At 38.4% G+C, this 14,260-nt stretch carries 12 protein-coding genes; 10 read left to right on the top strand and 2 right to left on the bottom strand.

All coding sequences use genetic code 11. The features are described from left to right. The first annotated feature begins 2 nt into the window (after window positions 1-2). The 10 genes from pth (at window position 3) to rpe (ending at window position 10,868) form a co-directional block, all read left to right on the top strand. Window positions 3-617 carry an aminoacyl-tRNA hydrolase gene (gene pth, locus BUE08_RS00125; RefSeq protein ID WP_281796350.1) on the top strand — a complete coding sequence of 205 codons (615 nt, stop codon included), beginning with the start codon at window positions 3-5 and terminating at the stop codon, window positions 615-617. After that, window positions 607-3,465, top strand: coding sequence for a sigma-54-dependent transcriptional regulator (locus BUE08_RS00120; protein ID WP_286680067.1), 2,859 nt, complete (start codon window positions 607-609; stop codon window positions 3,463-3,465). The genes pth and BUE08_RS00120 overlap by 11 nt, the downstream gene beginning before the upstream one ends. Before the next feature lie 257 nt (window positions 3,466-3,722). Beyond that, window positions 3,723-4,820, top strand: a complete 1,098-nt coding sequence (locus tag BUE08_RS00115) for an SIS domain-containing protein (RefSeq protein ID WP_059031947.1) — start codon at window positions 3,723-3,725, stop codon at window positions 4,818-4,820. Window positions 4,821-5,005: 185 nt separating this feature from the next. Continuing rightward, on the top strand, window positions 5,006-5,440 hold the full coding sequence (gene agaF / locus BUE08_RS00110; RefSeq protein WP_286680066.1) for a PTS galactosamine/N-acetylgalactosamine transporter subunit IIA: 435 nt from the start codon (window positions 5,006-5,008) through the stop codon (window positions 5,438-5,440). Between the two features lie 82 nt (window positions 5,441-5,522). Next, entirely contained in the window at window positions 5,523-6,737 is a 1,215-nt protein-coding gene (gene nagA, locus BUE08_RS00105; RefSeq protein ID WP_286680065.1) for an N-acetylglucosamine-6-phosphate deacetylase, read from the top strand. 41 nt (window positions 6,738-6,778) lie between these two features. After that, a complete protein-coding gene (agaB, locus tag BUE08_RS00100; RefSeq protein ID WP_281796343.1) occupies window positions 6,779-7,249 on the top strand; it encodes a PTS galactosamine transporter subunit IIB in 471 nt (156 codons plus the stop codon). Window positions 7,250-7,333: 84 nt separating this feature from the next. Beyond that, window positions 7,334-8,116: a PTS galactosamine transporter subunit IIC gene (gene agaC / locus BUE08_RS00095; protein ID WP_059031939.1), complete on the top strand. Its 783-nt coding sequence runs from the start codon at window positions 7,334-7,336 to the stop codon at window positions 8,114-8,116. Next, on the top strand, window positions 8,103-8,894 hold the full coding sequence (locus BUE08_RS00090; protein WP_059031937.1) for a PTS system mannose/fructose/sorbose family transporter subunit IID: 792 nt from the start codon (window positions 8,103-8,105) through the stop codon (window positions 8,892-8,894). Before agaC ends, BUE08_RS00090 begins: the two co-directional genes overlap by 14 nt. Window positions 8,895-8,981: 87 nt before the next feature. Further along, window positions 8,982-10,163: an SIS domain-containing protein gene (locus tag BUE08_RS00085; RefSeq protein ID WP_286680064.1), complete on the top strand. Its 1,182-nt coding sequence runs from the start codon at window positions 8,982-8,984 to the stop codon at window positions 10,161-10,163. 39 nt (window positions 10,164-10,202) lie between these two features. Further along, window positions 10,203-10,868: a ribulose-phosphate 3-epimerase gene (gene rpe, locus BUE08_RS00080; protein ID WP_059031935.1), complete on the top strand. Its 666-nt coding sequence runs from the start codon at window positions 10,203-10,205 to the stop codon at window positions 10,866-10,868. A gap of 166 nt (window positions 10,869-11,034) precedes the next feature. On the opposite strand, the gene BUE08_RS00075 is transcribed toward rpe, so the two are convergent. Together BUE08_RS00075 and BUE08_RS00070 are read right to left on the bottom strand one after the other, a co-directional pair. Then, entirely contained in the window at window positions 11,035-12,645 is a 1,611-nt protein-coding gene (locus BUE08_RS00075; protein WP_502689417.1) for a stalk domain-containing protein, read from the bottom strand. Window positions 12,646-12,978: 333 nt separating this feature from the next. Next, window positions 12,979-14,260 (bottom strand): IS1182 family transposase (locus BUE08_RS00070; protein WP_502689416.1); only part of this gene is annotated, 1,282 nt, incomplete at its 5' end.

Below are 14,260 nucleotides of genomic sequence, written 5' to 3'. Positions count from 1 at the left end.
AGTTGTTTTTAATAGCAGGTCTGGGCAATCCCGGTAAAGAATATGAAGATACGCGCCATAATGTAGGATTTATGGTGCTGGATAAAATATCTGAAAAATTAAATACATCAATTAATAAAGTTAAATTCAAGGGTTTAATTGGAGATGCTATGTATAAGGGCGAAAAGATTCTGCTTTTAAAGCCCCTTACATTCATGAACCTGTCAGGTGAAAGTGTAGCAGATGCTGCAAGATTCTATAAAATACCTCTCGAAAACATTATAATAATTTATGATGATATGGACCTTCCTACAGGCCGCATAAGAATAAGACCTGAAGGAAGCAGCGGAGGCCATCGGGGGATGGACTCAGTAATATATCAGCTGGCATCCGACAAAATCTGCCGAATTCGCGTAGGAATAGGCAGACCTGATGGCAGGAAAGATCCGATAAACTATGTTTTAGGCAAGTTTCAAAAAGAAGAGGCGGAGGATATTAAGGCGGCAATAGAAGCAGCAGCAGATGCCGCTCTTTGTATAATATCAGAAGGCGTGCAGAAAGCTATGAGCATTTACAATGGCTTTGATGCAGCACAGGACAGGCAAAAAGGCAAAGGAAGTGACTTATTTGACAAATAAAGAAAAGATATATGAACTGGTAAAAAAAGACACAACCCTTGCGAATAACCAAAAAACTCCTGATACCATCGGTGTTACAGCTGAAGAAATTTCCAATGCCTTGGGATTAAAGCGCAACTATGTAAGCTCCCTGCTTAATGAACTAAATCGAGAGCAAAAATTAATAAAGGTAAATACTCGACCGGTGCACTTTATAGATAAAAACATTTTTGAGGAGCGAACAGGAAAAAATGCTGCCGAAAATCTAATTTATGGAAGCTTTGAGGAGCTTTTTGAAGAAAACTCACAGACAAAAGAAAAAGATCTCTGCAACGTGCATTTAACCGGACAAAACCCTTTTTCAAAATTTATAGGGTTTGACGGCAGCATAAAATATCAGATTGAGCAGTGCAAGGCTGCAGTAAAATATCCTCCAAACGGTATACCGATACTAATAAACGGTCAGACTGGCACAGGAAAGAGCTTTTTAGCTCAGCTTATGTTTGAATATGCCCTGCAAAACGAAATTATACAACCGGAAGCGCCATTTTTAATTTTTAACTGTGCAGAATATGCAAATAACCCTGAGCTGCTTTCGGCAAACCTATTTGGATATGCAAAAGGGGCGTTTACAGGGGCGGAAAAAGATTTTAAAGGAATAATAGAACAGGCAGACGGCGGCTACTTATTTTTAGATGAAATTCACAGGCTGCCGCCTGAAGGCCAGGAAAAGTTGTTTCTGTTTATGGACAAAGGCATATTTCGACGCATGGGAGAAAGCAGCGGATGGAGAAAGGCTAGTGTCAGATTTATCTTTGCAACCACCGAAAAACCCGAAACATTTTTACTTGATACTTTTTCAAGGAGAATCCCTATAGTAATTACTATACCGTCTCTTAAAGAAAGGCCGATTGCAGAAAAAGTACAGCTCATATATATCTTTTTTAAACAGGAAGCGCTGTCTATTAAAAAAAATCTACGCATTAGCAAGCAAGCCTTGAGAGTTTTGGTAAATTCTGATTTTAAAGGCAATGTGGGGCAGCTTAAAAACGATATAAAACTTGCCTGTGCCAGAGCTTATAACGATTATTCCAATAAAAACCAAGCAAGAGATTGTATCGATATTAATCTTATGATGCTTCCCGAGCATTTATCCCACAACTATATAACAGATGAGAACATCTCGGAGAGCACAATTTCTGAAATGTTAACAGATGATCTTATTATTAAGGCTTCGCAGGATGATTCGCCGGATGTCTTCTCCCTAATCAATAAAAAACAAGCCGAGACATATAAAATATTCTTTAATGATATTATCCAGCTTTCAAAAGCTCTCCAAGTTGAAAGCAATCGTGATGCTGTTTTGGATAAGATTGCAGTTGTAATAGATGACTTTTTTGATTATCTGATATTAGGAAGCATGAAGCCATATGCCGCAAATGATACGAGGAATATAAGGTTTGATACGATTTTGGCAGCTGTCCACAATGCTTTCGGAATAATAAAAAATAAATACAATCTTAGATATTATGACAATGTAGGATACAAAATCGCGGGTTTTATAAATCAATCTATTGAATATCGCTATTTAATAGATATCAACGGATATGATGTTAAATCTAATAAATATCTTGAAAATATTAAGCGCCTTTTTCCGGAAGAATGCGGAGCATCTGAAAAGATTTCAGACTTTTTAAGGACAGCGCTTGATATATCTTTGACGCCTTTTGAAATTTATATAATAACACTTTACCTGCTCAGCATGAAGAAATCAGAAGTTCCCAAAAGACCCAAGGCCGTGGTGATAGCTCATGGATTTTCAACGGCAAGCAGCATAGCTAACGTAGCCAATCACCTGTTGGGAGAAAATATTTTTGAATCTTTCGATATGCCTATTGATGTTAGAACCGAAGAAATCGTAAAGAAATTGAAACAATATATGCAAGAAGTCAATACATCTTACGGCATAATTATTCTAGTGGATATGGGCTCACTTGAAGAAATATATGAAGGCCTTGAAAGCATTTCTGATGGAGTTATAGGCATAATAAATAATATCACCACTCAACTGGCTTTAGATGCAGGCAGTCAAATCTTACAAGGTTTAAGCGTTGAGGAAACGATAAGTAAGGTAACCGGCAATCACCGCCTAAACTACAAGCTCATAAAACCTACAGCCAAAAAGAAAAAAGCCATAGTTACCACCTGCATTACCGGAATAGGCACTGCCATGAGAATTAAAGACCTTATGGTAAAAAGCCTTGGAGAGTATTCTAACCTGCTTGAAGTAATTCCCGTAGACTATCTGGAATTAAAGAACAAAGGGACAAAAGCAGGCACATTAAACAGCTTTGATGTGATTGCAATTATAGGAACAAAGAATCCCGACGTAGACTTTGCGCCTTATTATTCACTAGAAGATATTATATCGGGCAAACGAGAGGAAGAGTTTGGAAAATTGTTTAAAAACATTATTCCGGAAGACGGGATAATGCAGCTAAACCAATCTATAATTAAGTATTTTTCTCTGGAAAACGTATTAAAACATATAACTATCTTAAATCCAGACAAGATACTTGACCATGTAGAAGCCGCAATTGAAATCCTCCAGTATGAATTAAAAGTTAAGTTTACCAATGATATAAAAATATGTTTATACGTTCACGTAAGCTGTTTAATAGAAAGACTTGTTACAAAAACGCAGATTGGCGGTCTCGATCCGGAACTCTTGTTTAATTTCGAAAAACAAAACAAAGATTTTATCGAAAATGTAAAGAAAAGTTTTAAAGATATAGAAAAGCTTTATAATGTAGATATTCCACTATCAGAAGTGTACTTTATCTATTTAATGCTGGAAGGCAAGTTGTGACAACAATAGTGTAACTAGTTTATGAAGCAGTGTAAGCATAGTTTCATCATAGGTTGTATTAGTGTAACTAAATTTTAATTAAATATTTAAACTCGCTATCTAGTTTCTAGATAAGTTAAGGGATAGCGAGTTTTTTATTTTAGCTTATACTAGTTGGCATAGATCTTGCAAAACAATATTATAGTAAGAAAAATATTATTAAATTGGTTAATGGCAAGAACATATAGACCGTTAATAATGAAATGGAGGATCTTATTATGGCCGTTAAGGAAACAATGATGGATTATATCAAAGAAACTTCTATAATTGGCAAGGCAAATACTGAAGCGGCAGAGGAAATTGTAGCTCCTTTGGTAAATGAATTTTTAAAAAGAGAGTACAAAAATATAGTAATAATTGCATCAGGTTCTTCTAACAATGCTGCTACTACCGCAAGATTATATATGGAAAAAAGTTTAAACATGGATGTGAAAGTAGTTACACCCTTTACGTTTGAACATTATGATCACCGTTTAACAGAGGATACCTTTGTATTTGGAATAACCCAAAGCGGACGCAGCACAAATACAATTTCAGCATTAGAAAAAGTAAAAAAGTTAGGCAGAGAAGCTATAGCGCTAACCGGTTTTCCTGAAAGCGAGGTTAAAAATCACTGCGATGTTGTGATAGACTTTAAAGTCGGGATAGAAACTGTGGGCTATGTAACAAAGGGATACGTAATGACAGTCCTATATCTTACGCTTTTTGCCCTTATGGCATCTAAAAAACTTAATTTAAAAACGGAAAATGAAGTCGCAAAAGACATAAAGCAAATCCTTGACGCTTTTTCGATTCATCCCGAGGCCGTTCAAAAGTCAATTGAATTCTATAATAAACATAAAGAAATTTTTACCAGAATGAAACGCTTACAAATATGCGGCTACGGGCCAAATTTTGGCACTGCCGTGGAAGGAGCTCTAAAGATAAGCGAAACTTTTGGGATACCTGCCAGCCCTTATGAAATAGAGGAGTTTATGCATGGAGGATATTTAGAGCTTACACCTGAGCATGTGGTTGTATTAATCAATTCCGGCGGTGCAGGGAGCCAAAGGACTTTGGAAGTTTATAATGCACTTCACATAATCACTCAAAATGTATTTATGATAGGGTCTTTCGACCTACCTGAGGAAGATAAGATTTTACGCATAAAACACAATATAGATGAATGGTTCAACACTTTATTTTTAGTTGTCCCATTTCAGGTGCTTGCCCATATGATATGCACAGATCTTGATATTTGGGGTAAAGCTGAAGAAATTATTAAATTTGAGAATGCAATAAAGAGCAAAACCGAAAAGCCTGACTACCTTCAATAAAAACTGAATGTGCATGTTAGATTCGCTAAGCAATTAAGCAAAAAGTGTAAAGAAATTTAGAAAATTGTTCTTTATGCGAAAGTTAATAGTTGAAACTTCTAAAAAAATCAGATATTGTAACTTATAAGCGATGCTGTATGGTAGTGGTATTTAAAATCAATAAATAAAAGAGGTGAAAGAACGCGGTGATAGGCGTAATACTAACAGGGCATGGCAATTTTGCGACAGGAATGGAAAGTGCGGCTCAATTAATTGTGGGGAAGAAAGAGAATCTTGTGGCTGTTGATTTTAAACCGGGAAGTTCTGATACTGATCTTAAATCTGAGCTTGAAAAAGCATTTGACAAATTGGCGTCCTGCTCCCATATTGTTGTTCTAACTGACTTGATGGGAGGCACGCCATTTAAGACATCAGCCATGCTGAGCGTAGAACACAAAAACTCCACAGTCACATATGGGGCAAACCTGCCTATGGTTTTAGAACTTTGTATGTCGATGGCGGATCCCATAAATGATATTGAGGATTTTATAGATAAAACTATACAGATTGGCAAAGAGCAAATCAACAAGTTTGTTTTTGATAAAATTCAAGGATCTAATAATGAGGATGAGGGAATTTAATCTATTTTAGCTTAGTAAGTTTAAAGAATCGGCGGTTAAGTTATAGAGATTCTTAATGAAAGAAGGCCGGGAGGAAAAATAATTGAAAAAACTTATTAAATCTACGCGAATTTATACGGAAAGGGGATGTATTGACGGAGGATTTGTTATTGAAAATGGTAAATTTAAGAAGGTATTCTTAAAACCTGACTTGCCGCATACTTTCGATGGAGAAACAATTGACTATGGAAATCAAAGAATAATTCCAGGCATAATTGAAATGCACATTCATGGCTATATGGGCTGGAACGCTATGTCGCCCGATGTGAAAGAAATCAAAAAACTAAGCAAATCCCTTACAACTTGTGGTATTACAGGCTTTACTCCTTCCAACCATTATTCCTCAACTGTCTTTGACAACAATGCGGCCATAGCTCAAACAATGAACGAAAAACAAGAAGGGGCAAGAATTTTTGGAATTCATATGGAAGGCCCCTTCATCAGCAAAGAGCGCTTGGGCTCTGTGATGCCTTCAGAAACAGCAAATCCAGATTTAAACTTAATGAAAAAATACTATGAAACTGCCGAAGGAAAAATTACTACAGTGACGCTGGCGCCAGAGCTTGAGGGCATTTTTGAAATAATCGATTTCTTAGTTGAAAGGGGAATAAATGTCTGCTTAGGCCATACCAATGCTACCTATAGTGAAGCTATAACGGCAATTGATCGAGGAGCAATTATAACTCAAAAAACTGGCAATTGTATGAAGCCCATGCACCATCGTGAAATGAGTGTTTTAGGAGCAGCGCTTTTAGACGAGCGCGTTTACAATGAAATAAATTCGGATGGGGCGCACACGAGCATTGAGTTTTTAAAGCTGTGCTACAGATTAAAAGGGAAAAATAAGTTATGTATTATTGCAGACAATGGTGTTATGTCAGGGATGAAAAAAGGACGATATAATTTGCCGGACAGAGGGATATATGAAGTAGGATGCGACGGTTTGCTGCATATCAGCGACGGTACAATAGACGGCAGTGCGCTGCCTATGATTCACGGAATACGCGTTTGGGTTGAGAAAGTGGGCATTCCTATGGAAGAAGCAGTTCAAATGGCCGCGCTAAATCCTGCTCGCGTGCTAAAACTCGATCACAAAAAAGGCTCAATACAAGAACTTAAGGATGCTGATTTTGCTGTAATAACCGATGATTATGAGGTAGTTGCTACTTACGTAGAAGGAGAGCTTGAATATAATTTAAGTCAAAAAGGCTCATATGAGAACAAAGATATTTACGAATATCTGATAGAAAGTTATTAAAACCAAGAAGCAATCATTTTGTTTACAAGGAAGGAATATTTATGACAACACCTAATATAGTTTTTACAAGAATTGACAACAGACTAGTGCATGGACAAGTGGGCAATGTTTGGGTCAGACTGACTAAGGCAAACCTTATAATCGTGGTGGATGATGAAGTAGCAAAAGATCCTTTGCAACAGCAATTAATGAAGATGACCGCTGATTCTTACGGCGTTGGTATTAGGTTTTTTACTGTTCAGCAAACTATCGATACCATTTTTAAAGCATCTCCAAAACAGCACATATTTATCGTAGCCAAAACCCCTGCAGTTATTAGAAAACTAGTTGAAGCTTGCGTTCCGATAAAGCAGGTAAATGTTGGAAATATGCACTTTAGCGAAGGCAAAAAACCTTTAACACCATACGTATATGTGGATGATAAAGATCTAGAAGACATCAATTATCTAAAAAATAAAGGGATAGAAGTTTTTGCTCAAACTATACCAGATGACAAAAAAGTAATTCTTTGATAACAAATTTTTATTCTGCCTCAACCTTTATGTAAAACAGAGCAGAATAAAAAATAAAATTTAACAATATAAGGAGGGTTCTAGATGGAAGTTACTTTAGCTCAAGGTATTTGGATCGCAATAATGGCCTTTATCTGCGGCATAGACTTTTCTCTTGAAGCATTCTTCTGGTTTAGGCCGATTATTGCAGCGTTTTTTACCGGTATAATTCTTGGAGATGTACAATTAGGCTTGGCCGCAGGTGCAATTACAGAATTAGCCTATGTTGGATTACTAACAATAGGCGGTACTGTACCGCCAAACCCGCTAATGGCAGGAATCATGACAGTTATCATTGCGTACACCACCGGCAGCAGCCCTGAAGCTGCGCTTGCACTGTCACTGCCTTTTGCGCTTTTGATGCAGTGGATAAATATTTTTTACCATTCCGCATTTTCAGTTTTTCTGGTGCCTGTGCTGGACAGAAAAGCGGCTGAAGCTGATACAAATGGGTTTACTAGAGCTGTAATACTAGGAGCAATAATTGTTGGTCTGACGTACGCTGTGGTTACTTTCGTATCTGCATATGTAGCGCAAGAACCTATTGCTCGATTTGTTACCTCGTTTCCAACTTGGTTTGTTCACGGCTTTGAAATCTGCGGCCAGCTGCTACCAGGCGTAGGTCTTGCTTTGCTGCTTAGGACAATGTTGACCGGAGATAACGCGCCTTTCTTGTTTATCGGATTTTTGATGGCAACTTACTTAGAATTAGGAAATGTTTTGCCTGTTGCTATTGCTGGCACGGTAGCCGCTGTTTTGGTATATAAATCTGAAAAGAAGTCTGCACAACTTAGAACTGAAGGAGGTGGCCCAGATGAAGGAATCTAGTAAAAAATTAACACGAAAAGATATTGACAGAATGAGCCTGCGTTCTATAATCCTACAAGCTGGTTTCAACTTTGAAAGAATGCAGGCCGGTGGATTTACGGCCTCGATGTTGCCGGCTATCAAGAAAATTTATGGAGACAAAAAAGAAGAAGTATCTGAATTTATGACCTATAATATGGAATTTATGAATACAGAGCCTCATATGGCCACGTTTTTAATGGGACTTATATTGTCGCTTGAGGAGTCCGGAGAAGACAGGAGTTTAATTAAAAACCTAAGAAACGGATTATTTGGTCCTCTGGCAGGAATAGGCGATGCAATATTCTGGTTTACACTGCTCCCGATTTCAGCGGCGATTTGCAGCTCCATCAACCAGCAAGGTTCGATCTTGGGCCCGATTTTATACTTAGCAATATGGTTTTTGGCAGCGATTTCCAGGATATGGTTTGGACGTTTAGGATATTCTCTAGGTGTTAATGCGATACCAATGATTCAAGAAAATGCCAATATCTTAACTAAAGTTGCAGGTATTTTAGGAGTCACGGTTGTAGGCGGCTTAATCCCATCCTATGTAGATTTTAGTTTTAGGCCGGAACTTAAAATTGCCGGGACAGTTGGAGTGCAAGACATATTTAATTCTATTTTGCCAAATCTATTGCCATTGGGTTTTGTCTTTTTACTTTACTATCTTATAAAAGAAAAACGTATGAAGACAATAAATTTGATTTTGTATATAATAATTTTCTCTCTTATAATGTCGTTGTTAAACCTAATGTAAGGTGATCGTGCTTTAAATAAGAGGAGGCTTGTAAACCTCCTCTTATTAACTAAATAGACTTTATCCGAGAAAGGAAGGCAATAAATTATGCTGTTAGGTTTTGATGAAGAATTTTTAAAAGAAAGAAATGCATATATTACAGCAAGCGCAATTGCGAGTCAGCCTAAGGCATGGAAGGAACTATTCGGGTATTTAATAAAAAACAAGGAAGACTTTAAAAAGTTTCTAGACCCAGTATTTCAGACTAAAAATGTGAAGATTATATTGACAGGAGCCGGCAGTTCAGCGTTTGTCGGCGATTGCAGCGCAGGATATTTGCGCAGAGCTTTAGGTCTAGACGTAGAATCCATTGATTCTACGGACATTGCAGCGGCTCCGGAAAACTATTTTTTAAAAGATAGGCCTACTCTTTTAATATCCTATTCAAAATCAGGCAACAGTCCGGAAAGCTTAGCTGTAATACAAGAAGCTCAACAACTTATAAACAATATATATTTTCTCAATGTTACTTGCAATAAAGAAGGTCAGTTAGCAAAGATGAAAATTGGTCAAGAAAGGAGCATGTCGCTGGTGCTGCCAGAAGAGGCCAATGATTCAGCTTATGCTGCGACAGTCAGTTTTACCACTATGCTCCTTGCAAATCTGCTGCTCCCCTATCTGGTTGATAAAAAATGTGGCGCAGACGATATATTGCAAATTCTGGTAAATGAATCTAAAAGAATACTCAATGAAGACTGCGATAAGATAAAAAATATCGCGGAAGAATCCTATGATAGACTGCACTTTTTAGGAAGCGGTAGTTTAAAAGGCTGCGCAAGAGAGGCTGCCCTTAAGTCGTTAGAATTAACCCAAGGGACAGTTAATGCGACATATAGCAGCTTTTTAGGCTTAAGGCATGGACAAAAATTTGTAATAAATGATAAAACGATTCTGGGATGCTTTGTATCAAATAATGCTTATACTCAAAAATATGATTTAGATCTCATAGATGAGATAAGCCACAATAAAATGTACAAAGGGAAAATTCTACTTTTTGAGCCAAAAGCTTTGAGGACCGAAGAGGCCGATTATGTGGTTTCGCTGGAAAACAAAGATATTAATAATCTAGACGAGGCTTTTTTAACCTTGCTTTATGCTTTATATGCTCAAATGCTAGGACTTTTTAAATCAATCAAACTAGGAATAAAATCCGACAACTTAGATCCTGCATTTTCTATCGAGGAGCAGGCTTATGGTGTCGTGGGAAAGTTTAAGATATACAACTTGTGAAAGCAATAAAATTAGTTTAAGAGGTGGCTTGCTTTAGACATGACTATAGAAATTTCTTCTTCATTAATGTGCGCGGATTTATTGAATTTGGAAAGCGAAATTTTAAAACTGGAAAAAGCCGGAACTGATATGTTCCACATGGATATAATGGATGGACATTTCGTAAATAATCTGGCACTGAGCATTGACCTTTTGAAGGCTATCCGAAGTGTATCTACTACTCCCTTAGAAGCACACCTGATGGTTGAAAATCCTTTAAATTATATTGAAAAGGCAAAAAAGGCCGGTGCCGATATAATAAGCGTTCATCTGGAATCTACACCGCATATCCATAAAGCCCTCAAAGAAATAAGAGAGTGCAATATGAAAGCAGGAATAGCAATTAACCCCGGGACGTCCCACCTTCTTATAGAGCCTTTATTAGAAGAAACAGACTTTATTTTGACAATGGCAGTAAATCCCGGGTTTGCAGGGCAAGAGTTTATAAAATCTACAGTTAATAAGGTATATAAAATAAATGAAATGTTAAAAGAAAATCATTTAACAAATATTAAGATAGAGGTTGACGGAAATATAAACTCTGAAACAATACCGCCGCTTTACAACGCAGGAGCAAGAATATTTGTAGGCGGTACATCTGGAATATTTTTTGGCGACAGAAATTACGAACGCAATATAGAAAACCTAAAAAACTCAATAAAATAGCAGCTTTCAAGTGATAATATTTTTTAGGCTTTCTATGTAAAATTTATTTTAAAAACTTAATGTGCCAGTTAGGCTTTTTCAGGAACAATTCCTAAAATAACCAGAACTACTTCTTTATTACAGCACAGACATTTTATTCATCATGCCCCCCCAAGTTCTAAGTTGCTTACTCAAACCAATGGACGCTAATCCACTCTGGGTAATAATTTCCATAGTAACCGGGCCCGCCTCTTAAGCCCCGCAAAATCTCCACCGCCTCTTCCGGCGCATTTATCGGCTGTAAGTAAAGCGACCCTTGATCGTAGCGCTCCAATCGCAGAAAGATAATTTCTTCTCCAGAGGGCGATGGGTTGGGAAAATAGTCGGCTGTATCGGCGGGTCCTGCTGTAACAGGCACGGCATTGCCATCATTGTCCAGCTTATAAATCCGCTGGCCGGGAGCCAAAGTCCCCGGCAAAATTTCCGATTGGTATAGGGTCTCGGCTTCGGGACCGCGGCAAAAGAGTAGTTCATTAGTTTTATTCGAAAGCCATATGGGTTGGGTATCCGCATAGCCCTTTTGACTGTAATCAGTAATCTTGCCGCTGATAAGATCAACTATTTCCAAGCGCTTGTTGAGCATGGCATCCCGGCCTCCGCCGGCAATATAGGCCAGTTTTGTGTTATCCGGGGAAAATGCCAGCCATTGGAGATAATTTAGACCGCCGCTCAAGTTAAAGGATTGGCCGGTTTTAACATTTAGCACGCCCGTTTCAACGCCATCGGCTGTGAGGGAGGCGGAATTCACTCCAAGATGATAGGCAAGGTAGCGACCGTCCGGTGACCATTTTAGACTAATAAAGGCCCAGCTATAAATGCCCTCAAGATCCACGGGTGCTTCATCTTTTAGAGTATAAAGCACAGTCTGCTCACCGGTAAGGTTTGCTTGCACCAGCGTAGGCGGTTGCTCTACGGTGCGCGGGAAAGAAATGGTTATGCTTTCCCCGCTCGGATGCCAAGCCAAAGATGGAATTGCAATGAAGTCTTCTTCCAGCAAGGTATTGACTTTGATTCCTTCCGCTGCAATATCGGCATATCTAACAATGCTCGCCGGAATGTAGCCATCAGCGCTGTCTTTCATGACAGTATAGGCTATCTTGTTATCCTTGGGAGACCATAGCGGGTCACCGTAAATAGGCTCCGTATCCACCTGACTTGCAGTCTTTCCATCAGCCCGAACCACCCATAAATAAGGGGGTGCACTTTCGCTGCTTGCATATTTATAGGCAAGCCATTCACCGTTGGCTGACCAGCCTATTAATTCCGCATAGCCTGACTCTGTAAGCTGCTTTGGCAGAACATTTCGTTTCCGCCCGTCAAGCAGCCACAAATTGCCTTTATCGGTATATGCTACTACAGCATTAAACGTCTCATCACTTATCCGTTCCGGTGGAGTGTGGCGCTCGCCTGTAATAATCTGAACCTGATAAGCGCTATTATCCCAGACTACAGTGACTCCTAGATTTTCCGCTACGAAGCGAAGCGGCACATAGAACGTGTCATTGATCAATCGAGGAGATACCGGGACGGAAACTGGCTCTCCATTTTTGCGCACTTCTCCCGTAGAAGGCCGAAAGAAAATCGTGCGTCCGTTTTTTTGAATCCAGGTTGTTCCCTCGGTCTCATTCCACTGAAAGCTGGCATTAAGATATGCAGCGAGCTCTTCTAATGATATTAAAATCGATTCATTGTCCCAACAAAGGGGCGATGCCGGTGACATAAGTTGACCGTCCACCATAAGCGTCGGTATCTTGACATCAGCTGTTACAGGCAGTGCTGCCGACATCAATACCATAAGCCCTGCCAGCAAAGCGGCAAAGCTGCGCAGTCCAGTTGTTTTCATAATAAATACACCTTCCCTTCTTCCTTATAATTATAACTTATTTACACAGAAATACACCTAGTATATTTAGACTCAATTCATGATTAAAAGTTCCGATTAGCGCAGAGAGCAAATGAATTGTCCTTCCTTCGAGGTTATTTTAATAGAAAGAACACAAAAATAACACAAAAGAACCGTCCGAGACCACTGAAAAACTAGCCTTTTTTATCCTGGTTTCATCAAAAAATATCAAAAACCAAGATTTGCTTTGGAAAATATAGGTTTTTTAAAAAACAAAATAAAAAAAGAGGATACTATTGCTGCTATCCTCTTTATATTTACCGCTATTGCGGCTAGTTTCGATTGTATGGACACGCTTAACAGACCGTATCCCCTTGCTCGATACAGCCCGTGAAATCGTTTAAGTTCGGCATTTTTGCCTTCGATAGAAGCTCTCTTTTTGTATTTTTCCTTAAACTCCTCGGTTTTTTGGTACTGCGATATTTCATAAAACTCCGGTGTATTTAAACCTACATTGAGAATTTTACGCGAACTTCTTTTGCAGCATTTATCGTGTATGGGGCATGCCTTGCACTGATTTATTTCAAAATAGTATTTGTAGGTTTCTTTTTTGTCTTTTTTAGATTTAAAATGCCTCCTTTTTTCTGTTATGTTGCCTTGGCTGCACTGCCACTGGTCGGAGTCTTTGTTATATGTAAATTCACTTTCATCGATTCTATAGACTGATTCGCTTACAGGTATATAGGCTTTTGCATTTATTTCTTTTATATCATCCAGTATGGGTTTTCTAAAATACGCTTTATCTGCATAAACTTCATCAATCCTTATGCCGGCTTTTTTTGTTTGTTCAAGCATTTCTTTTGTCTGGTTTCCGTCGGTATATGCTCCGTTCGCTGTTCTTACGCAAGTGATGATGCGTTCATCAGTTGTCATGGCAAACTCGGTTTTATAGCCGAAATAATTATGGTTTTTACTTTTATAGCCGACTCTTGCATCTTCGTCTATTAGCGAACGCACTCCTTTTTGATTTATAAACTTAGGGTCGTCTAATATTTCCTTAGCTTTGTTTATTGCTTCCTTGGTCTTTTGTTCATTTGCGGATATATTTTCGTTTACTTTATCTATTACAGTCTCTAAGTATTCTTTCATTTCGGCCTTAGCCTCTTTATGATCTTCAATTTCCTTGTAGGCCGGCGCTTCGGGTATATCTTCTAAGGTTTTTCCCGTTTCCTCTGTATATGTTTTAATGATCTTTTTTCCTAAATGTTTCATTAACCGTTCAGGGGTTTTCTTAATGGTATTTGCTTGTATATGGGTAGTATCTATGCTTACGCTGCCTCCTTCTATGATTCCCTTTTCTACACATTGTCTTACGATTTCTGTTATGATTTCGTCTAAGGTTGATTCCTCCAAGCGCTGGGTCCTGAATTTTGAAAGCAGGCTTTTATCCGGAAGGGCATCTTCAGGATTGAGGCCTAAAAAATACAGGTAGGCAAGGTTTAAGCTTGCT

The organism is Tepidanaerobacter sp. EBM-49, from assembly GCF_001896645.1.
Classification (GTDB): domain Bacteria; phylum Bacillota; class Thermosediminibacteria; order Thermosediminibacterales; family Tepidanaerobacteraceae; genus Tepidanaerobacter; species Tepidanaerobacter syntrophicus.
Note: the sequence above shows the minus strand (reverse complement) of the source record. Positions and strands in the feature narration are given on the sequence as shown.

Excerpts from the sequence above, each read along its gene's own strand:
- BUE08_RS00115 (WP_059031947.1), top strand. The coding sequence starts at position 3,723 with ATGGCCGTTAAGGAAACAATGATGGATTATATCAAAGAAACTTCTATA.
- agaB (WP_281796343.1), top strand. The coding sequence starts at position 6,779 with ATGACAACACCTAATATAGTTTTTACAAGAATTGACAACAGACTAGTG.
- agaC (WP_059031939.1), top strand. The coding sequence starts at position 7,334 with ATGGAAGTTACTTTAGCTCAAGGTATTTGGATCGCAATAATGGCCTTT.
- BUE08_RS00090 (WP_059031937.1), top strand. The coding sequence starts at position 8,103 with ATGAAGGAATCTAGTAAAAAATTAACACGAAAAGATATTGACAGAATG.
- BUE08_RS00085 (WP_286680064.1), top strand. The coding sequence starts at position 8,982 with ATGCTGTTAGGTTTTGATGAAGAATTTTTAAAAGAAAGAAATGCATAT.
- rpe (WP_059031935.1), top strand. The coding sequence starts at position 10,203 with ATGACTATAGAAATTTCTTCTTCATTAATGTGCGCGGATTTATTGAAT.
- BUE08_RS00075 (WP_502689417.1), bottom strand. The coding sequence starts at position 12,645 with ATGGTGGACGGTCAACTTATGTCACCGGCATCGCCCCTTTGTTGGGAC.